The organism is Saccharopolyspora sp. 6M (assembly GCF_020176775.1).
GTDB classification, from domain to species: Bacteria; Actinomycetota; Actinomycetes; order Mycobacteriales; family Pseudonocardiaceae; genus Saccharopolyspora_C; species Saccharopolyspora_C gregorii.
Genome location: NZ_JAIUJZ010000026.1, coordinates 1 through 20,412, shown reverse-complemented (window position 1 = coordinate 20,412; position 20,412 = coordinate 1). Strand labels below are relative to the sequence as shown.

General features: G+C 72.0%; 20 protein-coding genes. 17 read left to right on the top strand and 3 right to left on the bottom strand.

Annotated elements, in window-relative coordinates; genetic code table 11:
• Positions 1 to 131 precede the first annotated feature (131 nt).
• On the bottom strand, positions 132 to 1,484 hold the full coding sequence (locus tag LCD31_RS04710) for an FAD-dependent oxidoreductase (RefSeq protein WP_224956207.1): 1,353 nt from the start codon (positions 1,482 to 1,484) through the stop codon (positions 132 to 134).
• Between the two features lie 634 nt (positions 1,485 to 2,118).
• Between LCD31_RS04710 and LCD31_RS04705 the strand changes: the two genes are divergently transcribed.
• The 4 genes from LCD31_RS04705 (at position 2,119) to LCD31_RS04690 (ending at position 8,734) form a co-directional block, all read left to right on the top strand.
• Positions 2,119 to 4,257 (top strand): bifunctional diguanylate cyclase/phosphodiesterase, encoded by a 2,139-nt coding sequence (locus LCD31_RS04705; RefSeq protein ID WP_224956206.1) that lies wholly within the window; start codon positions 2,119 to 2,121, stop codon positions 4,255 to 4,257.
• Between the two features lie 164 nt (positions 4,258 to 4,421).
• The gene (gene thrS, locus LCD31_RS04700; RefSeq protein ID WP_224956224.1) at positions 4,422 to 6,464 is read left to right on the top strand and encodes a threonine--tRNA ligase; all 2,043 of its coding nucleotides are present in this window, start codon (positions 4,422 to 4,424) and stop codon (positions 6,462 to 6,464) included.
• Between the two features lie 86 nt (positions 6,465 to 6,550).
• Entirely contained in the window at positions 6,551 to 7,024 is a 474-nt protein-coding gene (locus LCD31_RS04695; protein WP_224956223.1) for an HIT domain-containing protein, read from the top strand.
• Between the two features lie 135 nt (positions 7,025 to 7,159).
• Positions 7,160 to 8,734, top strand: coding sequence for a hypothetical protein (locus tag LCD31_RS04690; protein ID WP_224956205.1), 1,575 nt, complete (start codon positions 7,160 to 7,162; stop codon positions 8,732 to 8,734).
• Between the two features lie 134 nt (positions 8,735 to 8,868).
• Here LCD31_RS04690 and LCD31_RS04685 read toward each other — a convergent pair whose 3' ends face one another.
• Complete coding sequence (locus tag LCD31_RS04685) at positions 8,869 to 9,411, bottom strand: YceI family protein (RefSeq protein ID WP_224956204.1); 543 nt, start codon at positions 9,409 to 9,411, stop codon at positions 8,869 to 8,871.
• Positions 9,412 to 9,623: 212 nt separating this feature from the next.
• Here LCD31_RS04685 and pgsA point away from each other — a divergent pair, with 212 nt between their 5' ends.
• The 5 genes from pgsA (at position 9,624) to LCD31_RS04660 (ending at position 11,697) form a co-directional block, all read left to right on the top strand.
• Positions 9,624 to 10,241, top strand: a complete 618-nt coding sequence (gene pgsA / locus LCD31_RS04680) for a phosphatidylinositol phosphate synthase (RefSeq protein ID WP_224956203.1) — start codon at positions 9,624 to 9,626, stop codon at positions 10,239 to 10,241.
• 124 nt (positions 10,242 to 10,365) lie between these two features.
• A complete protein-coding gene (locus LCD31_RS04675) occupies positions 10,366 to 10,521 on the top strand; it encodes a hypothetical protein (protein WP_224956202.1) in 156 nt (51 codons plus the stop codon).
• Positions 10,491 to 10,847: a DUF5753 domain-containing protein gene (locus tag LCD31_RS04670; RefSeq protein WP_224956201.1), complete on the top strand. Its 357-nt coding sequence runs from the start codon at positions 10,491 to 10,493 to the stop codon at positions 10,845 to 10,847. Before LCD31_RS04675 ends, LCD31_RS04670 begins: the two co-directional genes overlap by 31 nt.
• Positions 10,844 to 11,200, top strand: a complete 357-nt coding sequence (locus LCD31_RS04665) for a DUF397 domain-containing protein (protein ID WP_224956200.1) — start codon at positions 10,844 to 10,846, stop codon at positions 11,198 to 11,200. The genes LCD31_RS04670 and LCD31_RS04665 overlap by 4 nt, the downstream gene beginning before the upstream one ends.
• Before the next feature lie 86 nt (positions 11,201 to 11,286).
• Positions 11,287 to 11,697, top strand: coding sequence for a hypothetical protein (locus LCD31_RS04660; protein WP_224956199.1), 411 nt, complete (start codon positions 11,287 to 11,289; stop codon positions 11,695 to 11,697).
• 64 nt (positions 11,698 to 11,761) lie between these two features.
• Here LCD31_RS04660 and LCD31_RS04655 read toward each other — a convergent pair whose 3' ends face one another.
• Positions 11,762 to 13,831, bottom strand: a complete 2,070-nt coding sequence (locus LCD31_RS04655) for an elongation factor G-like protein EF-G2 (protein ID WP_224956198.1) — start codon at positions 13,829 to 13,831, stop codon at positions 11,762 to 11,764.
• A gap of 200 nt (positions 13,832 to 14,031) precedes the next feature.
• Between LCD31_RS04655 and pdxS the strand changes: the two genes are divergently transcribed.
• The 8 genes from pdxS (at position 14,032) to yajC (ending at position 20,208) form a co-directional block, all read left to right on the top strand.
• Positions 14,032 to 14,937 carry a pyridoxal 5'-phosphate synthase lyase subunit PdxS gene (gene pdxS, locus LCD31_RS04650; protein WP_224956197.1) on the top strand — a complete coding sequence of 302 codons (906 nt, stop codon included), beginning with the start codon at positions 14,032 to 14,034 and terminating at the stop codon, positions 14,935 to 14,937.
• A gap of 164 nt (positions 14,938 to 15,101) precedes the next feature.
• Positions 15,102 to 15,731, top strand: coding sequence for a pyridoxal 5'-phosphate synthase glutaminase subunit PdxT (gene pdxT / locus LCD31_RS04645; RefSeq protein WP_224956196.1), 630 nt, complete (start codon positions 15,102 to 15,104; stop codon positions 15,729 to 15,731).
• 46 nt (positions 15,732 to 15,777) lie between these two features.
• A complete protein-coding gene (locus tag LCD31_RS04640; RefSeq protein WP_224956195.1) occupies positions 15,778 to 16,530 on the top strand; it encodes a YebC/PmpR family DNA-binding transcriptional regulator in 753 nt (250 codons plus the stop codon).
• A gap of 86 nt (positions 16,531 to 16,616) precedes the next feature.
• Positions 16,617 to 17,123, top strand: a complete 507-nt coding sequence (locus tag LCD31_RS04635) for a DUF4262 domain-containing protein (protein ID WP_224956194.1) — start codon at positions 16,617 to 16,619, stop codon at positions 17,121 to 17,123.
• Positions 17,124 to 17,255: 132 nt separating this feature from the next.
• Positions 17,256 to 17,843 (top strand): crossover junction endodeoxyribonuclease RuvC, encoded by a 588-nt coding sequence (gene ruvC, locus LCD31_RS04630; RefSeq protein ID WP_224956193.1) that lies wholly within the window; start codon positions 17,256 to 17,258, stop codon positions 17,841 to 17,843.
• Complete coding sequence (gene ruvA / locus LCD31_RS04625; RefSeq protein ID WP_224956192.1) at positions 17,840 to 18,442, top strand: Holliday junction branch migration protein RuvA; 603 nt, start codon at positions 17,840 to 17,842, stop codon at positions 18,440 to 18,442. Before ruvC ends, ruvA begins: the two co-directional genes overlap by 4 nt.
• Complete coding sequence (gene ruvB / locus LCD31_RS04620) at positions 18,439 to 19,548, top strand: Holliday junction branch migration DNA helicase RuvB (RefSeq protein WP_224956191.1); 1,110 nt, start codon at positions 18,439 to 18,441, stop codon at positions 19,546 to 19,548. The genes ruvA and ruvB overlap by 4 nt, the downstream gene beginning before the upstream one ends.
• A 243-nt stretch (positions 19,549 to 19,791) precedes the next feature.
• Positions 19,792 to 20,208, top strand: a complete 417-nt coding sequence (yajC, locus tag LCD31_RS04615; protein WP_224956190.1) for a preprotein translocase subunit YajC — start codon at positions 19,792 to 19,794, stop codon at positions 20,206 to 20,208.
• Positions 20,209 to 20,412: the final 204 nt, after the last annotated feature.

Here is a 20,412-nt window from a genome sequence, read left to right as displayed (position 1 = left end):
CCCCAACACCCCCGCCCACAAACCCACGCCCACCCCGCAACTCTGCCACCCCCCCCCGCCCCCCCCCCCACCCCCCCCCCCCCCCCCCCCCCGCCCCCCCCCCCCCCGGGGGCCCCGTTCGGGTTGTGGGATCAGCTCTCCGAGCGGGAGATGTTGATCATGTCGTCGCGTTCGACGACCTTGATGCGCTCGCGGCCCTGGGCCTCGCCGAGCGCCTGCTCGTGCGCGTCGAGCAGGTTCCAGCCGTCCCAGGTGGTGTAGCGGACGCCGTTGTCGTCCAGCAGCCGCAGCACGCTCTCGCGGTCCGGCTCCTCGGCGGTCGGCATCGAGTCCAGGTCGTCCAGCAGGTTGCCGATGGTCTCCAGCGCGTCGCCCTTGGTGTGGCCGATGAGGCCGACGGGCCCGCGCTTGATCCAGCCGGTGGTGTAAACGCCGGTGATGTGCTCGCCGTCGAGGTCGAGCACGCGACCGCCGTCGTTGGGGACCGTGCCGGTGCCGTGGTCGAACGGGATGTCCGGCACCGGGGAGCTCAGGTAGCCGACGGCGCGGTAGATCGCCTGCACCGGGGTCGTCTCGAACTCGCCGGTGCCGCGCACGTTCCCGTCGCCGGTGAGCTCCATGATCTCGGTGCGCAGGCCCTCGACGCGGTCGGTGCCCTGCACCTCGACCGGCGCGCGCAGGAAGTGGAAGTGCAGCCGGCGCGGGGTGTCGTTCTTCGGGTCCCGCAGCGCCCAGTCCTGGAAGGTCTTGACGATCGTCTTGACCTGGTTGTTGCTGCGGATGGCCTCTTCGCTGGCCTCGTCGAGCTCGAAGCCCTCCGGGTGCACGATGAGCTCCACGCCCGGCTGGTGGTCGAGCTCGCGCAGCTCCAGCGGCGTGAACTTGGCCTGCGCGGGACCGCGGCGGGCGAACAGGTGCACGTCGGTGACCTGCGAGTCCTTCAGGCCCTGGTAGACGTTGTCCGGGATCTCGGTGCTGAGCAGGTCGTCGGCCTGCTTCGCGAGCACCCGCGCCACGTCCAGCGCCACGTTGCCCGCACCGACGACCGCGACCTCCTTGGCGTCCAAGGTCCAGTCGCGGGTCGCCTCCGGGTAGCCGTCGTACCAGTAGACGAAGTCGGCGGCGCCGTGGCTGTGCGCCAGGTCGATGCCGGGGATGTCCAGCGCCCGGTCCTTGTCGGCGCCGGTGGAGAAGATCACCGCGTCGTAGTGGTGCCGGAGCTGTTCGAGCTTGATGTCCTCGCCGTAGTTCACGCCGCCGAGGAAGCGGATCTCCGGCTTCTCCATGATGCGCCGCAGCGCGTTCACGATGCCCTTGATGCGCGGGTGGTCGGGAGCGACGCCGTAGCGGATGAGCCCGTAGGGGGCGGGCATCCGGTCGAGCAGGTCGATGTCCACTGGCGTCTCGGATTTCGTCAGGATGTCCGCGGCGTACACGCCGGCGGGGCCGGCCCCGACGATCGCAACTCGCAGTGGGCGGGTCATGCGTGTCCTCCTGCTCGACTTCAAAGGTGGCGCCGGGGGTGGGCCCGGGCCGTCGTGGATGTGCCGCGGCGGGTGCCGGGCGTTCCGTTCTAGGGTGCCCGTCGCGCGCGGCGCGATCCGACCACCCTCCAGCTTAGGTTCCCCTTACCGGAAATCCCGGAATGCGGACGGTGAGAAGCCTCATAGCGCTTCTCGCTCGACCGGGTGGCGTCCCCGAAATCGATGGATGACCGGGCGCGGACCGTCACAGTACGATCACGTTCGGCGTTGGTGCCTGTACCTTCAAAAGATCTTGTAGAGTACCGACTTTAGTCGGGTCGACCATCGTGGACACCGGCACTCGGGAGGCAACGATGCACCAGCGGCCGGAACGGCTGCCTGATGGTGTTCACCTCGAAGAACGCGCCGCGCGGCGTCGGTCCCGGCCCGCTCCGGGAGCCGTCGCCCGGCGGTCCGCCGACCGCGTCGAGCAGCACCCCGCGGAGCGCCCCGCGGGCCGTTGCGGGCCTCGCCCCCGCCGCGCCCGGGGTGGTATCCCGCCCTCATTCCTCCGGGGAATATGCCCATGCGCGAACAGTCGTCCCGAAATCCTCGGAAATGGCGGAATCCGCGGCCGAATCGGCGGTGCCGGGTCATGACGGAGTCTTCCGAGGGGCCCGGCGACGGCCCCGGGGCGGAACGGGCCGCGCTGGTCCGCCGCTGGACCCGCGAGATCATCCGCACCAGCTACGTACCGATGGCGCGCGCCGACATCGAGGACTTCCTGCTGGAGCGGCTCGACGTGCTGCTGGACGCCGCGGGCGACGCGGACCGGCTGCTGGAGGCCGCCGCCGAGCTCGGCGCGCGGCTGGTGCGCATCCACTTCACCGGTCCCGCCGCGCTGGACCGCACGCTGCGGGTGCTCGGCTCCGGGCTGCCGGAGCTGCGGTCCGCGCGGTTCGGGCGCGGTGACCTGGTGCCGGTGCTGGGCGCCGTCGCCGCCGCCTACGCGGGGCAGCTGCGCGAGCAGACCCTCGACGAGCAGGAGGTCATCAAGCGCGCCGTGCTGCAGGCCAGGGACGCCGCCGAGGAGGCGCTGCGCGCCAGCGAGGCCTCGTTCCGCGCGGTGTTCACCTCCTCCGCGCTGGGCATCGCGATCGTCACGCTCGACGGCATCATCGAGGAGGTCAACTCCCCGATGGAGGGCATCTTCGAACCGGTCTGCCAGGACCTGGTGGGCCGCAGCGTCTTCGACCTCGCCGACCCGGACTGGGTGGACGACCTGGTGGAGAACGTCGAATCGCTCTCGGTGGGCGAGGTGGACCGGTTCCAGTCCGAGACGCGGCTCAGCGGCGCCGACGGCGCGCACATCTGGACGCAGGTCTCGGCCTCGCTGGTGCGCGACTCGCACGGCGCGCCGGACTACCAGGTGCTGCTCTACGAGGACATCACCCACCGGCACATGCTCCAGGAGCAGTTCCGCAGGCAGGCCACCCACGACCCGCTGACCGGGCTGGCGAACCGAACCCTGCTCAAGACCACCTTGGACGCGGCGCTGGAACCGGCGTACCCGGGCCGCCGGGTCGGCTTGTGCTACTTCGACCTGGACGGGTTCAAGGCGATCAACGACAGCCTCGGGCACCCGGTCGGGGACGAGCTGCTGCGCGCGATGGCGCAACGGCTCAACGCGCTGGCCACCCTGGAGTCGGGGCTGGCGGCGCGGATGGGCGGCGACGAGTTCGTGGTGCTCGTCCCCGACTCGCAGGGCGCGGCGCGGCTGGTGGAGATCGTCGAGCACATGCTCTCGGAGGTGACCCGCCCGGTGTCGGTGTGCGGCCACCTGCTCACCGCCTCCGCCAGCGTCGGCGTGGTGGAGACCGCGGTCGCCGCCACCGGGCCGGACGAGCTGCTGCAGGACGCCGACATCACCCTGTACCGCGCCAAGAACGAGGGCCGGGCGCAATGGGCGCTGTTCGACCCGGAGCACAACGCGGCGGCCAAGGAGCGCTTCCACCTGTCGGCGGCGATGCCCAGCGCGCTGCACGAGCACGAGCTGTACGTGGAGTACGAGCCGGTGCTGTGGTGGGACGACGCCTCGCTGGTCGGGGTGCGGGCGCACCTGCGCTGGGACCACCCGGAGTTCGGCGAGCTCGACGCGGAGGACTTCCTCGGGCTGGCGGAGGAGACCGGCCTGATCACCCGGCTCGGCACCTGGATGCTGGAGCAGGTGTGCGCGCACGCCGTGCACTGGCAGGAGCGGTTCGGCGACCGGGGGCCGGTGGCGGCCGTGGACCTGTCGGCGCGGCAGCTGCGGGACCCGGAGCTGGTCGGCGACATGCGCCGCATCCTCGCCGACAGCGGGCTGCCGGCCAGCAAGCTGGTCATCGGGGTGCCGGAGGCGGCGCTGTTCGACCAGTACGGCGATCCGATCGACGCGTTGGAGATCTTCGCCGAGATGGGCCTGACGCTGGGCGTGCACGACTTCGGTCACGACCACCGCGAGGTGGCGCGGCTGCGCGGGCTGCCGCTGTGCGCGGTGCGGCTCACCGGCGGCTACCTGGACTCGTTCGCCGCGCCGGACGGGGCGGACCCGCTGGACGAGCACCTGGTGTCCAGCCTGGTCGGTTCGGCCCAGCTGCTGGGCTTGGCCGTCGTCGGCAGCGGGGTGCGCACCATCGAGCAGGCGAACCGGTTGCGCAAGCTCGGCGTGCAGGGCGTGATCGGGCCGTGCGCGGGCGGCCTCGCCTCCGCGATGGAGATCGAGGCGATGATCGCGGAAGGTGATCTCGGCTGAACCCGTCCGCGCCGGGCAGGGGCGGAAATCGGGTGGCGGGCGGCCGATAGCATCGAAGGGGCAAGTACCAGCCGGTTTCATCCGCGGGTCGCCTCCTCGGCGACCGCCCTTCACGAGGAGTCATCGTGTCCGTTCAGCCGCCCGAAGCCCAGCAGGTCACCAGGGTGAAGGTGCCGGCGGGCACTACCGCTGCCGCCGCCGTCGCCGAAGCCGGTCTGCCCGGCCAGGGCCCGCAGGCGATCGTCGTGGTCCGCGACGAGGAGGGCGAGCTGCGCGACCTGGCGTGGGCGCCGGAGTCCGACGTGGAGGTCGAACCGGTCGCCGCCGACACCGAGGCCGGGCGCAGCGTCATCCGCCACTCGGCCGCGCACCTGCTGGCGCAGGCCGTGCAGCAGCAGTTCCCGGACGCGAAGCTGGGCATCGGCCCGCCCGTCAAGGACGGCTTCTACTACGACTTCGACGTGGACCGCCCGTTCACCCCGGAGGACCTGCAGGCGCTGGAGAAGCGCATGAAGCAGCTCATCAAGTCCGGGCAGAAGTTCTCCCGCCGCCGCCTCGACTCGGTGGAGGCCGCCCGCGAGGAGCTGGCGAACGAGCCGTACAAGCTGGAGCTGGTCGACCTGAAGTCCGGCGCGGACGAGGTCGACACCAGCGAGGTGATGGAGGTCGGCGCCGGTGAGCTGACCGTCTACGACAACATCGACCGCCACGGCGAGGTCGTGTGGGGCGACCTGTGCCGCGGCCCGCACGTGCCGCACACCAAGTTCATCCCCGCGTTCAAGCTGACCCGGGTGGCCGCCGCCTACTGGCGCGGCGACCAGAACAACCAGCAGCTGCAGCGCGTCTACGGCACCGCGTGGGAGTCGAAGGAGGCGCTGGCCGAGCACCTGGAGTGGCTGGCCGAGGCGGAGCGCCGCGACCACCGCAGGCTCGGCGCCGAGCTGGACCTGTTCTCGTTCCCGGAGGAGGTCGGCTCCGGGCTGCCGGTGTTCCACCCGAAGGGCGGCATCATCCGCCGCGAGCTGGAGGACTACTCGCGCCGCCGCCACGAGGCCGCGGACTACGAGTTCGTGAACACCCCGCACATCACCAAGGGCACCTTGTTCGAGACCTCCGGGCACCTCGACTGGTACAAGGACGGCATGTTCCCGGCGATGCACCTCGACGAGGAGCGCGACGAGAACGGCGTGCTGCGCAAGGCGGGCCAGGACTACTACCTGAAGCCGATGAACTGCCCGTTCCACAACCTGATCTTCCGGTCCCGCGGGCGTTCCTACCGGGAGCTGCCGCTGCGGCTGTTCGAGTTCGGCTCGGTGTACCGCTACGAGAAGTCCGGCGTGGTGCACGGCCTGACCCGGGTGCGCGGCATGACCCAGGACGACGCGCACATCTACTGCATGCCGGAGCAGCTGCAGGACGAGCTGAAGTCGCTGCTGTCGTTCGTGCTGGACCTGCTGCGCGACTACGGCCTGGAGGACTTCTACCTGGAGCTGTCCACCCGCAACGACGAGAAGTACGTCGGCGACGACGAGAGCTGGCGGGTGGCCACCGAGGCGCTGCGCGAGGCCGCCGAGTCCTCCGGCCTGGAGCTGGTGCCGGACCCGGGCGGCGCCGCGTTCTACGGCCCGAAGATCTCGGTGCAGGCGAAGGACGCGCTGGGCCGCAGCTGGCAGATGTCGACGATCCAGGTGGACTACCACCTGCCGGAGCGGTTCGACCTGGAGTACACCGGCAAGGACGGCGCCAAGCAGCGGCCCATCAAGATCCACCGGGCGCTGTTCGGGTCGATCGAGCGGTTCTTCGGCGTGCTCACCGAGCACTACGCGGGCGCGTTCCCGGCGTGGCTGTCCCCGGTGCAGGTGGTGGGCATCCCGATCGCCGACGAGCACGCCGACCACCTCGTCGACGTGGTGAAGTCGTTGCGCGCCGGGGGGATTCGCGCCGAGGTCGACCACGGCGACGACCGGATGCAGAAGAAGATCCGCAACCACACCACGCAGAAGGTGCCGTTCCTGCTGCTGGCCGGCGGCAAGGACGTGGAGGCCGGCGCGGTGTCGTTCCGCTTCCGCGACGGCACCCAGATCAACGGGGTGCCGGTGGCGGAGGCGGTGGCCGCGATCGGCCGCTGGGTGGAGCGCCGCGAGAACACCTCGCCGACCGCGGAGGTCTTCCAGCGGGAGCTGGCGGCCGGGGCGGAGTCGGCGTGACCTCCGACGACAGCGGGGTCCAGTTCTCGGAGCAGCGCGGCACCGGCGTGCCGGACGCGCTGCAACGGCTGTGGACCCCGCACCGGATGGCCTACATCCAGGGCGAGAACAAGCCGGAGGGCGAGGCCAGCGAGGGCTGCCCGTTCTGCCGGTTGCTGGAGTCGGGCCTGCCGGACGAGGACACGCTGATCGTGGCCCGCGACGAGCTGGTCTTCGCGATCCTCAACCTGTACCCGTACAACCCGGGGCACCTGATGGTGCTGCCGTACCGGCACGTCGCCGACTACACGGAGCTCACCGACGAGGAGACGACGGCGGTCGCGGCGTTCACCAAGCGCGCGATGCGGGTGATCCGCCAGGTGTCGGCGCCGCACGGGTTCAACATCGGCCTCAACCAGGGGCCGGTGGCGGGCGCGGGCATCGCCGCGCACCTGCACCAGCACGTGGTGCCGCGCTGGGGCGGGGACGCGAACTTCATGCCGGTCATCGGCCACACGAAGGTGCTGCCCCAGCTCCTCGGCGACACCCGCCGCCTCCTCGCGGAGGCATGGCCGGGCTGAATTCCTTCGTTCCCGGACGGGTGCCTCGCTGCCCTTTCGCGCAAGTGTGCTGCCCGGTGCCCGTACTGTCCGCACCTGCCCGCGGTGCGGCCGCGTTCGCGACAGTGGTCGTCGTACGCGGCCTCAGGAGGCGGAATGGAGCACCGCGAACACCCGCCCGAGCACCGGATCGCTCGGGCGCCGCGCGGGTCGGCGGATGCCGCGGTGCGACGGGTGGCACCAGTGCAGCCGCGTTCGGCTTCCGAGCTGCTGGACATGCAGCGGCTGGCGGGCAACGCCGCGGTGACGCAGGCGCTCGGCTCGCGGCCCGAAGCGGTCACCGCGGTCCAACGGCAGACCGGTTCCTCGCACAGCGCGGAGACCGGTGAGCAGGTCGCGGCAGGTGCGGCACCAGCACCCGGAAGCGTCGCCCAGGTGGGAGGAGCAGCCGCCGGGGGCATGGATCGGGTGCTGGAACAGCCGCGGGGGAATTCTCTGGTGGTCGGCTGGCCCCGGTCGCCGGAACCGTCCGAGGCGGCGGAGTCGACCGAGGAGCCGGAGTCGTCCCGGCCGCGCGAACCGCGCAGGAGGAGAGCCTGGAAGCTGTTCCCCCCGAGGTTCAGAGGTGAACAAGCCGACAGCGGGCCGGGTCGAGAGGATCCGATCCGAGATGATCTTGACGACGAATTCGCAAAAATGATCACTGCGGTCGGGCGGAACTGTCCGGGAATCCTCGAGGATCCGAAGGTGGTCTTCGATCGCGGAGACCGGTGCGTGCTGGTCGCGCACCACCCCCGGGTTCTCAGCGATCTGTACCCGTACCTCGTGACCGAGCTCGTGAAGCAACCCGGTGTTCGTCCGATCGATTCCGTGCTGACCGGTGCTGCCGCGCTCGCCGCCCACGGGAGGAGATCAGCGGAGACCGGCGAGCACTGGTCGGCGCAGGACGACCGGGTCGCGGCGCTGCAGCAGGAGGCCGTGCGCGAGGCGTGGAGTTCCGGCCGGGCTGATCCGGCTGCCAACCCGGTGGCCGCTCGGGATCACTCATCGCCGGACGAAGCCCTCGAAGCGCTCCTGCGGAATCCGGATGCGGATGGATTCGTCCTCGGTGAGTCGCACTACGACAAGAAGTTCCTCGAATTCCTCGCCGGCAATCTCAGCGAGGCGAAATCCGCTGGTCTGCGGGTGATCTACCTGGAATCCTTCCGCGCGGAACATCAGGAGCTGATCGACCAGTACCTGGAAGGCGCCGAGCCGACCCCCACCGGTGGTCTGGGCACGTTTCTCCAGCGGTACAAGGACAGATGGCTCCACGACTCCCTGCTGCGGTTGTTGATCGGGGTGAAGAGGATCGGAGGGATCCGGATTCGAGGTATCGATACGGTCCTGGCTGAGAGGGAGAGGTCCAAGGGCACCGATCCGGACGTGGCCTCGGACTGGTCGTCGCACAAGCGGGTGGCGATGCTGAACACCTTCGCCTCGAACACCGTGCGAGCAGATCAGGTGGACGCGGGTGGCCGGTACATGATCGTTGCGGGTGAGAGCCACGTCGGACCGCACACCTTCCGGGTCGACCGCACGACGCTCCAAGGCGAATCCGCCGTGCTACGAGGGGATGGCGGTGCGAACCGCGGCCTTCCCGATGAGGTTCCGGGCATCGCCGATTACCTCGGTATTCCAGCCGTGCGAATGCCGGAGGACGCCGTCGAACGGCGGTTCGAGCCTTATTGATCGGGAGGCGTGGTGAACCGTCCCCGGCCGCCGTGGATTCCCGGCTGGGGAACGACGGCGCTGAGCCGGTCCGAGCAGAAGGAAGGCCGAGGACGCACCCCGCGTCCTCGGCCTTCCGCCGCCTTCGGGAGTGATCACTCGGCGCGGAGGTTGGCCTCGATCTCCAGGGTGATCTTGACCTTCTCGCCCAGCATGGCGCCGCCCTCGGGGCCGACGCCGAAGTCGGTGCGGTTGATCGTGGTGGAGGCGGAGATGCCGAGCAGGGTGCCGCCCTGGCCGTTGTCGGTGAAGCCGCCGAGCTCGGCCGCCAGCGACACCGGCTTGGTCACGCCGTGCAGGGTGAACTCGCCGTCGATGACGTAGTCGCTGCCGTCCTGGCGGATGCCGGTGGAGCGGAAGCCCGCCTTCGGGAACTTCTCGACGTCGAGGAAGTCGCTGTTGCGCACGTGCGCGTCGCGGTCGCCGTTGCCGGTGTTGATCGTGGCCGGGTCGATGTCCGCGGTCACCGAGGAGTCCAGCGGGTTCTCGGCGGTGACGATCTCGCCGCTGAAGCCGTCGAAGCGGCCGCGGGAGCGCCCGACGCCCAGGTGGCGCAGGGTGAACTCGATGTCGGAGTGCACGCTGTCGATGTCCCAGGTGCCGACGACGTAACCGGGGATCGTGGTGGCAGTGCTCATGTGGCGTCCTCCTGAACGGTGGTGCGGGTGGTTGCTGCACCGGGCAGCTGGACCGGGCAACGGTGTTGAACGTTCAACTATTCCGGGTGTGATGCGGTTCACCGGCGGTGTGGCGACTCGCCTGCCGTCCGATCAGCGCCTCGGCTACGGATACGCTGCCAGGTGAACGAGCACCGTGGATTCGGTGCGCTAGGCGGCTGGCGGAACAGGCGATGCTCAACATCTTCGCGCGGGCTTCGATCTCCCGCTGGACGCACCCGATCGGCGCAGCGCTGGTCCGGGCGGGGCTCACACCGAACGCCGTCACCGTCATCGGCACGGTCGCCAGCGTCGCCTCCGCGCTGTGGTTCTTCCCCCGCGGCGAGCTGTTCACCGGCACCGTCGTGGTCACCGTGTTCCTGCTGTTCGACGTGCTCGACGGGGCGATGGCCCGCGCGGGCGGCGGGTCCTCCACGTTCGGCGGCGTGCTCGACGCCGGGTGCGACCGCATCGCCGACGGCGCCCTGTTCGGGGCGCTGGTGTGGTGGGCGCTGGTCGTGGCCGGGGACCGGCCGCTCGGCGTCGGGCTGCTGCTGTGCCTGGTGGGTGCGCAGGTCACCTCGTACGTGAAGGCCCGCGCCGAGGCCAACGGGCTCAGCGCCGACGGCGGTCTCGCCGAACGGGCCGAGCGCTTCGTGCTCGTGCTGGTCGGCACCGGGCTGCACGGGCTCGGCGTGCCGTACGTGCTGGACGTGGCGGTGTGGCTGCTCGCAGCGCTCTCCGCGCTCACCGTCGTGCAGCGCCTGCGCGCGGCCGCCCGCTCCGCTCAGGCGGGGACGAGCTCCTCGTAGCGAGCTCCCCGGCGACGAACAGCCCGCCGTTTGGCGGAACTGCTTGACCGCGTGGGGCCTGGCTCAGTTGCGGGCGAGCGACATCGCGGCCAGGCTCCGCTGCGGCCAAGGCAAGATCGCGCACATGGAGAGCATGCGGAACGCGATCGGCGGACCGGACCTGGAGATCATGCTCCCGTTCCTCGGCGTCCCGGCCGAGCGGATCGACTGGTACCTCCGGCTGGCCGAGGTCGCCAAGCAGAAGGGCTGGTGGGACGGATCATCGATCAGACGGTCCTGAACCGTTGGGTCGGTGGCCCGGGCGTGATGCGCGACCAGCTCCGCCATCTCGTGGCGGCCGGTGAGCATCCCCAGGTGGTGCTGCAGGTGATGCCGTTCAGCTCCGGCCCGCACCGAGGCCAGCTCGGGTCTTTCAGCTGGCTCGGCTTCCCGCGGGCGGACGACCCGGGAGTCGTCTACGTCGAGAGCCAGCGCGGAGGCCTGTGCCTGGAGGACCCGGTCGAGGTCGCGGGATTCCAGGACGACTTCGAATGCTTGTGCGAGGTCGCTCTGACGCCGGACGATTCAAGGGCTTTGCTGATCGAACTGGCGGAGGGGTCTGCATGAGATGCGGTCGGCACGTTCCCAGCTCGACCTGCCTGCGCGGCACGGCTTGGCGGCGCAGCAGCTACAGCGGCCCGAACGGAGGGCAGTGCATCGAGGTCGGGGCGGTCGAGCCGGAGTCGGCTGCGTGGGCCAAGAGCAGCTATAGCGGCCCGAACGGTGGGGACTGCGTCGAGGTCGCCGCCTTGAGCGCGACCGCGTGGCGGAAGAGCAGCCGCAGCGGTCAGGGCGGCGGGCAGTGCGTCGAAGTGGCCTCGGTTCGGTCCGCCGTCGGCGTTCGGGACTCGAAGGACCCGCACGGCCCGGCGCTGCTGTTCGAGCGCTCGACGTGGGCGGCGTTCGTGCGGGGCCTGTGACGGCCGCCGACGCGGGTGCGGGAACCGTCGGTGCCGCTGGTTAGGCTGCTCGCCGCGAGTGCTCGATCAAGCGGAGGTGCGGCGTGGTGGCTTCGACGGACGACGCGGTCTACGACGTCCGCATCCGGGCCTGGGCGAGCGGACAGTTCGACTGGTTCCCGCTGGCCTCCGCGGTTCCGGCGGAGACCGTCGCGGTCCTGCGGGACACTGCCGCCTGGGACGTCGACGCGGCCGAAGCCGAGTCCGCCGCCGACCCGGTCCCGCCGGTCACGCACCCGATCACCGAGGCCGACGAGTACGCGGTGTGGATGCGCTACCCGTCCTCCGGCGGCAAGGTCCCGTGGGGCCTGATCGCCGACCACGTCACCCCGGAGCAGGCCGCGGCCTACGTCCGCAACCCGCAGACCCAGCTCAACGTCCAGCCGGTCGCCGACCGCACCGAACCGGCCCCGGTCGAGGACGACGGCGAACTCGACCCGGAACCCGCGGCCGGCTGAACCGGGACCGCGGAGCCGGCTCGGACTCCACCGGCCCGTCCCACCGGTTCCGGGAAACCGGGAGTCAGGTGGGCATCGGGTCGTAGCGCTCGAAGTGGCGGGTGAAGGTGGCGCTGCCCGAGCTCAGCGAGCGCAGGTTGATCGAATAGCGGGCGAGTTCGCTGGCCGGGACGTGCGCGCGCACCACCGTCCAGCCGGTGTCCTCCGGTTCGGTGCCGACGACCTTGCCGCGGCGGCTGGACAGGTCGCCGAGGATCACGCCGAGGTGCTCGTCCGGGATGGACACCGCGACCGCGTCCACCGGTTCCAGCGTGACCAGCCCGGCCTGCTCGGCGGCGCCGCGCAGCGCCAGGGCGCCCGCGGTCTGGAAGGCGGCGTCCGAGGAGTCGACGCTGTGCGCCTTGCCGTCCACCAGCGTCACCTTCAGGTCCACCAGCGGCAGGCCGTCCTCCAGGCCGCGCTCCACCTGCGCCCGGATGCCCTTCTCGACGCTGGCGATGAACTGCTTCGGGATCGCGCCGCCCACCACCCGGTCGGCGAACTCGATGCCGGAACCGCGCGGTGCGGGCTCCACCTCGATGTCGCACACCGCGAACTGGCCGTGCCCGCCGGACTGCTTCTTGTGGCTGCCGTGACCCTTCGCGGCCTGCCGGAACGTCTGGCGCAGCGGTACCCGCAGCGGCTCGGTGTCGATCTCCGCGCCGCCGTCGCGGAGGCGTTGCAGCACGACGTCGGCGTGCGCCTCGCCGGTGCACCACAGCACCAGCTGGTGGGTCTCGCCGTCCCGCTGCAACCGCAGGCTCGGATCGGCGGCGACCAGCCGGTTCAGGTTCCGCGCCAACGCGTCCTCGTCGCTGCGGGTGCGCGCGACGACCGCGACCGGCAGCAGCGGATCGGGCATCGGCCACGGCGACAGCAGCAGCGGGCTCCCCGGGTCGGACAGGGTGTCGCCGGTCTCGGCCGAACCGAGCTTCGTCAGCGCGCACAGGTCGCCGGCCACGCAGCGCGGGACCTCGCGCAGCCCCGAGCCGAGCGGGGAGTACAGGTGCGCGACCCGCTCGTCCTCGTCGTGGTCCGGGTGCCCGCGCTCGGCCATGCCGTGCCCGGACACGTGCACCGCCCGCTCCGGCAGCACCGTCCCGGAGAACACCCTGGCCAGTGACACCCGTCCGACATAGGAGTCCACCGAGGTGTGCACGACCTCCGCGACCAGCGGGCCCGCCGGATCGGCGGGCAGCTCCCGCGGGTTCCCGCCGTGCGGGTCGGTGACCTGCACCGGGGGATGCTCCAGCGGGGACGGGAAACCGCGCACCACGCCGTCCAGCAGCTCGGGCAGGCCCAGCTCGGTGGCCGCGCACACCGGCAGCACCGGGTGCAGGCCGCCGCGCGCGACCGCCGTCTCCAGGTCGCGGATCAGCACCGGCTCCTCGATGCGCTCGCCCGCGACGTAGCGGTCCATCAGCGACTCGTCCTCGCTCTCGGCGATGATCGCCTCGATCAGTTCGGCCCGTTCCCGCTCGCAGTCCCGCGCCGCGCCGGTGCCCGAGACGGTGCCGGTGAGCACCCCGACCAGGCCGGTGGTGCCGCCGTCGGGCCCGCGCAGCGGCAGGTGCAGCGGCAGCACCCCGGCCCCGAACGCTTCCCGGCAGGACTCCAGTGCGGCGGCCGGATCGGCCCGGTGCTGGTCCAGCCGGGACAGCACCACCGCGCGCGGCATCCGCACCCGGGCGCACTCCTGCCAGATGGCGCGGGTCGCCGCGTCCACGCCCTCTTCGGCGGACACCACGAACAGGGCCGCGTCCGCCGCCCGCAGGCCCGCGCGCAGCTCCCCGACGAAATCGGCGTAGCCGGGGGTGTCGATCAGGTTGATCTTGTGCCCGTCGTGGTCCAGCGGCGCCACCGACAGGGCCACCGAGCGCTGCTGCTCGACGGCCGCGCTGTCGTGGTCGCACACGGTGGTCCCGTCCACCACCGAACCGGAGCGCGGGATGGTGCCGGTCGTCGCCAGCAGCGCCTCCACCAGCGTCGTCTTGCCCGCCGCGGACGGCCCCGCCAGGACCACGTTGCGGATCCCGCTCGGATCGGTGGGGGCGGGCGCCGCCTGCACCCCCGGAACGTTCTGCTTGCTGCCCATCGCTGCCCCCTCGGACGTCGTTGTGTCCCCGATCACACACCCGGGTGACGTCGCGTGCAATGCCGTTCACCGGCGCCGATCGCGAAGTGGACTACTGAGAACAGGGGTAAGTGGACCGTGGAAGTGGTCCAGTTGCGGCCTAGCGTCGGAGGGGAGAGCGCGGCACGCCGCCGCGCCGGACCCCCGAGGGAAGGCAGACCGTGACCGACACCGCAGCCACCGCCCAGGCCACCGGCACCGACGGAGTGAAGCGCGGCATGGCGGAGATGCTCAAAGGCGGGGTGATCATGGACGTGGTGACCCCGGAGCAGGCGAAGATCGCCGAAGCCGCCGGGGCCGTCGCCGTGATGGCCCTGGAGCGGGTCCCGGCCGACATCCGCGCCCAGGGCGGCGTCGCCCGCATGTCCGACCCGGACATGATCGAGGGCATCGTCGAGGCCGTCTCCATCCCCGTGATGGCCAAGGCCCGCATCGGCCACTTCGTCGAAGCCCAGGTGCTGCAGTCCCTCGGCGTCGACTACATCGACGAGTCCGAGGTGCTCACCCCCGCCGACGAGGCGCTGCACATCGACAAGTGGAACTTCACCGTCCCGTTCGTCTGCGGCGCCACCAACCTCGGCGAGGCCCTGCGCCGCATCGCCGAGGGCGCCGCCATGATCCGGTCCAAGGGCGAGGCCGGCACCGGCAACGTCGTCGAGGCCACCCGGCACATGCGCTCCATCCGCGCCGAGATCCGCAGGCTCGGACAGCTCGACGGAGAGGAGCTGTACGCGGCGGCGAAGGAGCTGCGCGCCCCGGTCGCCCTGGTCAAGGAGGTCGCCGCCGCCAGGAAGCTCCCGGTCGTGCTGTTCACCGCGGGCGGGCTCGCCACCCCGGCGGACGCGGCGATGATGCGCCAGCTCGGCGCCGAAGGCGTCTTCGTCGGCTCCGGCATCTTCAAGTCCGGCGACCCGGCCAAGCGCGCCGAGGCGATCGTGAAGGCGACGACCTTCTACGACGACCCGGACGTGATCGCGAAGGTGTCCCGCGGGCTCGGCGAGGCGATGGTCGGCCTCAACGTCGACTCCCTCCCGGCGGACCAGCGCTACGCCCAGCGCGGCTGGTGACGCGGCCCCGGACCAGGTGAACGGCCCATTCGACCGGGCAGCGCGGTCGAGTGGGCCGCTCGCGCCGTCGGGGAGGCGGGCACCTCGCCGGAGCGCAGGTGGGCGGCCCATCGGGTCGGGGCCGGTCGAGCGGCCCCGCCGAACTCAGGAACGGAGAACTCGTGATGGATGGTGCGGCGGCTCCCGTCATCGGCGTGCTCGCCCTGCAGGGCGGCGTCGCCGAACACCTCGGCGCCCTCGACCGCAGCGGCGCGGTCGCCAAACCCGTGCGCAGGCCCGAGGAACTCGCGGACCTGCACGGCATCGTGCTGCCCGGCGGGGAATCGACGACCACGAGCCGGTTGTTGCACTCCTTCGAGCTGTTCGAACCGCTGCGGCAGCGGATCGCCGACGGCCTGCCCGCCTACGGTTCCTGCGCGGGCATGGTGCTGCTGGCCGGTGAGGTGCTGGGCGGTGCCGAAGCGGGCATCACGCCGCTCGGCGCGCTCGACATGACCGTGCGGCGCAACGCGTTCGGCAGGCAGGTCGATTCGTTCGAGGCCGACCTCGACTTCGCCGGGGTCGACGGCCCGGTGCACGCGGTGTTCATCCGCGCCCCTTGGGTGGAGCGCATCGGCCCGCAGGTGCGGGTGCTGGCCGAGGTCACCCCGCGCGCATCAGGCGACCCGGCCGCCGCCGGTAGGATCGTCGCGGTTCAGCAGGGGCGCGTGCTCGCCACCAGCTTCCACCCGGAACTGGTCCACGGCGACGAGCGCGTGCACCGGCATTTCGTGCAGACCGTTCGCGCAGGCTGAAGGCCCCGGGGTCTCGCCTGCGACGGCGTGGAAAGACGGAGGAAAGATGAGCGGCCACTCCAAGTGGGCCACCACCAAGCACAAGAAGGCCGCCGTCGACGCCAAGCGCGGCAAGCTCTTCGCGAAGCTCATCAAGAACGTGGAGGTCGCGGCGCGGACCGGCGGGGGAGACCCGGACGGCAACCCGACCCTCTACGACGCCATGCAGAAGGCGCGCAAGAACTCGGTGCCGGTCGACAACATCGAGCGCGCCCGCAAGCGCGGTGGCGGCGAAGAGGCCGGCGGCGCCGACTGGCAGACCCTGATGTACGAGGGCTACGGCCCGAACGGCGTCGCGGTGCTGGTCGAGTGCCTCACCGACAACAAGAACCGCGCCGCGGGCGAGGTCCGCACCGCGATGACCCGCAACGGCGGTTCGATGGCCGACGCGGGCTCGGTGTCGTACATGTTCTCCCGGCGCGGCGTGCTGATCGTGCCGAAGAACGGGCTCACCGAGGACGACGTGCTCGGCGCGGTGCTGGAGGCGGGCGCCGAAGAGGTCAACGACCTCGGCGAGAGCTTCGAGGTGCTGTGCGAGCCGACCGACCTGGTCGAGGTCCGCAAGGCGGTGCAGGCGGCCGAGATCGAGTACGACTCCTCGGAGCTGAGCTTCCTGGCCTCGGTGAACGTCCCGCTGGACGCGGAGGGCGCGCGCAAGGTCTTCAAGCTGATCGACGCGCTGGAGGACTGCGACGACGTGCAGAACGTCTACGCCAACTTCGACGCCTCCGACGAGGTCATGGCGGAGCTGGACGCCTGATCGGCGCGCGGGACGCGCCGGCACCCGGCGGCGCGGCCCGCGCCCCCGGTCCCCGGGGCTCCCCCGATCGGATGAGAATCGGCAGAATGGCGCCCGTGGCGGAGACGGAAGAGCAGCTGCGGCAGTGGTTGGTGGACACCGCGGAGCGGCACGGCGCCGCCGTGGTGCACGTGGCGGCGGACGACAGCGGTGCCGCCCACGCGTTCTCCGTCGGGGCGTGGCGACGCTTCGGCAAACCCGAGGTCGTGGTGATCGGCCTGCCCCGGGACGTGGCGCAGGCGGTGGTGGACACCTACGTCGCGCGGGTCTCCGGCGGCGAGCGGTTCAGCCCCGGGCAGCTGTACGCGGGCTTCCTGGAGGGCTGCCCGGTCACCTTCGAGCGGATCGCGAAGCGGCACTACCCGGAGTACCTGGGCAGCGCGTTCGCCGTCTACAAGGGAGCGGACTTCCCGGCGGTGCAGCTGATCGTCGCCGCGCCGGACGGCACCTTCCCGTGGCAACCGGACGCGCCCGGCGGGTTCGCCGAGTACCAGCCGGTGCTGACCGAGAGCGGCGCCCCGGAGCGGTGGACGCCCGGCGTCGACGGCCCGTGACCGCGGGGGCGGTGCGGCGCGCGGCGCGCGGACGGGTGATCATCGGGTGTGTCGTGCGCGGGTGCGGGGCCGCGCGGGCGCTAGAGTGTCGAACGGGTGTTCCCGGGTGAGCTGAAGGCCGAGGAGGAAGTCGTGCGCGTGCTGGGAGTCGACCCCGGGCTGACCCGCTGCGGGATCGGCGTGGTGGACGGCGGCCGGAACCGGCACATCTCCTGCGTCGCCGTCGGCGTCGTGCGCACCCCGCCCGGTGACGAGCTGCCCATGCGGCTCAAGGCGGTCGCCGACGCCGTCGAGCAGTGGATGGACGCGCACCAGCCCGAGGTGGTGGCCATCGAGCGGGTGTTCAGCCAGCACAACGTGCGCTCGGTGATGGGCACCGCGCAGGCCTCCGGGGTGGTGGCGCTGGCCGCCGCCCGCCGCGGGCTGCCGGTCGCGTTCCACACGCCGAGCGAGGTCAAGGCCGCGATCAGCGGCTCCGGTCGCGCGGACAAGCGGCAGGTCACGCTCATGGTCACCAAGGTCCTCGGGCTCAGCGAAGCACCCCGGCCCGCCGACGCCGCCGACGCGCTCGCCCTCGCCATCTGCCACCTGTGGCGGGCGCCGATGAGCTCGCGGCTGGCCGCGGCGGAGGCGAAGGCCGCGGAACTGGCCAAGGCGCACCGGCAACGGCTGCGGGACGCGCGGCGTCCCCCGGCAGGCAGAGGAGACCTCACAGGATGATCGCTTCGGTACGCGGGCCGGTGCTCTCGATCGGGCTGGACCACGCCGTGATCGACGTGGGCGGCCTCGGGCACGCCGTGCACGCCACGCCCGCCACGCTCGCGGGGCTGCGCCGCGGCGAGGAGGCGCTGCTGGCGACGACGCTCGTCGTGCGGGAGGACTCGCTGACCCTGTACGGCTTCGCCGACCCGGAGGCGCGCGACCTGTTCGTGCTGCTGCAGACCGCGTCCGGGGTGGGGCCGCGGCTGGCGCTGGCGACGCTGGCGGTGCTCTCGCCGGACCAGCTGTGCCACGCGCTCGCGGACGGCAACCTCACCACGCTCACCCAGGTGCCCGGCATCGGGAAGAAGAGCGCCGAGCGGCTGATCCTGGAGCTGCGGGACAAGGTCGGCACCCTCGCCGGGAACGGCTCCGGCGAGCTGCCCGGCGCCCCGGACCGCGGCCGGGTCCGCACCGAGGTCGCCGAAGCGCTGGTGGGCCTCGGGTTCTCCGCGAAGCAGGCCGAGCAGAGCGTGGAAGCCGTGCTCGCCGCCGACGGCGCGCCCGCCGACACCTCCGCCGTGCTGCGCAAGGCGCTGGCCGCGCTGGGCCCGCGATGAGCGCTCCGCACGAGGACGAGGACCCGCACGCGGGACTCCTGCCCGGCCAGCTCCCGGCCCGGCAGGCGCTGCCCGGCGAGGCGCCGCTGGACCCGCAGCAGGAACCGGCCGAGCAGGACGTGGAGAGCACGCTGCGCCCGCGCAGGCTCAGCGAGTTCGTCGGCCAGCCCCGCGTGCGCGAGCAGCTGCAACTGGTGCTGCACGGCGCGCTCAACCGCCGCGAGCAGCCCGACCACGTGCTGTTCTCCGGCCCGCCCGGGCTCGGCAAGACCAGCCTCGCGATGATCATGGCGGCGGAGCTGGGCTCCGCGATCCGGGTGACCTCGGGGCCCGCGCTGGAACGGCCCGGCGACCTGGCGGCGATGCTGTCGAACCTCGCCGAGGGCGACGTGCTGTTCATCGACGAGATCCACCGCATCGCCCGCCCCGCCGAGGAGATGCTGTACCTGGCGATGGAGGACTACCGGGTCGACGTCGTGGTCGGCAAGGGCCCGGGCGCCACCAGCATCCCGCTGGAGATCGCGCCGTTCACGCTGGTCGGCGCCACCACCCGGTCCGGGACGCTGACCGGCCCGCTGCGGGACCGGTTCGGGTTCACCGCGCACATGGAGTTCTACTCGCCCGCCGAGCTGGAGCTGGTGGTGCGCCGCTCCGCCGGGATCCTCGGCGTCGACCTGCGCCCGGACGGTGCCGTCGAGATCGCCCGCCGCTCCCGGGGGACGCCCCGCATCGCGAACCGGCTGCTGCGCCGGGTCCGCGACTACGCGGAGGTGCGCGCCGACGGCGCGGTCACGCTGGAGGTGGCGCGGTCCGCGCTGGAGGTCTACGACGTGGACGAGTTCGGCCTGGACCGGCTGGACCGCGCGGTGCTCTCGGCGCTGGTGCGCTCCTTCCACGGCGGTCCGGTCGGGATCACCACCATCGCGGTCGCGGTGGGGGAGGAGCCGAGCACGGTCGAGGAGGTCTGCGAGCCGTACCTGGTGCGCGCGGGGATGCTCGCCCGCACCTCGCGCGGCCGGGTCGCGACCGTCGCCGCCTGGCAGCACGTGGGCCTGACCCCGCCGCCGCACGCGCCGGGCGAATCGCAGGCCGTGCTGTTCGAGTAGCGGCCGCCGCGGGGCGGTTCCGGCGGCAGGTGGGCTGTGAGACCGGCCACCCCGCGGGCGATAGGCTGCGCGGCGTCGACGGCCCCGATGGCCGCCGCCGGAGCCCGGTTCGGCCCGCGTGGCCAGTGGGCGGCGGCGCGCCCATCGACACGGCTGGCACACTGGAAGCGCTACATCCGAACAATTCGGGCGCCCCGGCTGGTGGTCGGGCGAATCCCACGGCGTCCGCCGAAACGGAGCATGATGTCTTTCGAATCCTTGTTTCTGCCGCTGCTGATCGTGCTGCTGGCCGTGCCGATGTTCTTGCAGGCGCGCAAGCAGAAGCGGGCCGTGCAGGAGCAGCAGAAGCTGCAGAACTCGCTGACCGCGGGTGACCGGGTGATGACGACCTCCGGGCTGTTCGGCACCGTGGTGTCCAGCGCGGACGACAGCATCGACCTGGAGATCGCGCCGGGCGTCGTCACCACCTGGGTGCGTGCCGCCGTCCGCGAGAAGGTCACCACCGAGGAGGCCGCCGAGGCCCCCGCGACCGAGCAGGACGAGGCCGCCCCGGCGGCCGAGGCGAAGGAAGCCGAGGGCGAGCAGAAGGACGCCACCGAGGCGACCTCCGAGTCCTCCGCGCAGATCGCCGAGCCGATCGAGAAGCAGAAGACCAGCTGAATCCGGTACGGCCGGTGACCGCACCGGCCGGCCGCCGCGTTCCCGGACCGGCCCGACCGCGGGCCGTCCGGCGGCGCCGTGGGGGGGGCGGGGGTCCAGCCCACGCGGGGCCGGGGGGACGGGCGCGTGTTGGGCCGCCCGGTGGGGGCCCCGTGCGGGGAGGGCCGCAGCGGCGGGGCGGCGCACGTGAGCGGGGGGGCGCCG

Coding starts and splice junctions, on each gene's coding strand:
- ruvB (WP_224956191.1), top strand. CDS start 18,439: ATGAGCGCTCCGCACGAGGACGAGGACCCGCACGCGGGACTCCTGCCC.
- LCD31_RS04690 (WP_224956205.1), top strand. CDS start 7,160: ATGGAGCACCGCGAACACCCGCCCGAGCACCGGATCGCTCGGGCGCCG.
- LCD31_RS04695 (WP_224956223.1), top strand. CDS start 6,551: ATGGCCTACATCCAGGGCGAGAACAAGCCGGAGGGCGAGGCCAGCGAG.
- LCD31_RS04635 (WP_224956194.1), top strand. CDS start 16,617: ATGGCGCCCGTGGCGGAGACGGAAGAGCAGCTGCGGCAGTGGTTGGTG.
- pdxT (WP_224956196.1), top strand. CDS start 15,102: ATGGATGGTGCGGCGGCTCCCGTCATCGGCGTGCTCGCCCTGCAGGGC.
- pgsA (WP_224956203.1), top strand. CDS start 9,624: ATGCTCAACATCTTCGCGCGGGCTTCGATCTCCCGCTGGACGCACCCG.
- LCD31_RS04655 (WP_224956198.1), bottom strand. CDS start 13,831: ATGGGCAGCAAGCAGAACGTTCCGGGGGTGCAGGCGGCGCCCGCCCCC.
- yajC (WP_224956190.1), top strand. CDS start 19,792: ATGTCTTTCGAATCCTTGTTTCTGCCGCTGCTGATCGTGCTGCTGGCC.
- LCD31_RS04675 (WP_224956202.1), top strand. CDS start 10,366: ATGGAGAGCATGCGGAACGCGATCGGCGGACCGGACCTGGAGATCATG.
- LCD31_RS04710 (WP_224956207.1), bottom strand. CDS start 1,484: ATGACCCGCCCACTGCGAGTTGCGATCGTCGGGGCCGGCCCCGCCGGC.
- ruvA (WP_224956192.1), top strand. CDS start 17,840: ATGATCGCTTCGGTACGCGGGCCGGTGCTCTCGATCGGGCTGGACCAC.
- LCD31_RS04705 (WP_224956206.1), top strand. CDS start 2,119: ATGACGGAGTCTTCCGAGGGGCCCGGCGACGGCCCCGGGGCGGAACGG.
- LCD31_RS04640 (WP_224956195.1), top strand. CDS start 15,778: ATGAGCGGCCACTCCAAGTGGGCCACCACCAAGCACAAGAAGGCCGCC.
- LCD31_RS04665 (WP_224956200.1), top strand. CDS start 10,844: ATGAGATGCGGTCGGCACGTTCCCAGCTCGACCTGCCTGCGCGGCACG.
- LCD31_RS04685 (WP_224956204.1), bottom strand. CDS start 9,411: ATGAGCACTGCCACCACGATCCCCGGTTACGTCGTCGGCACCTGGGAC.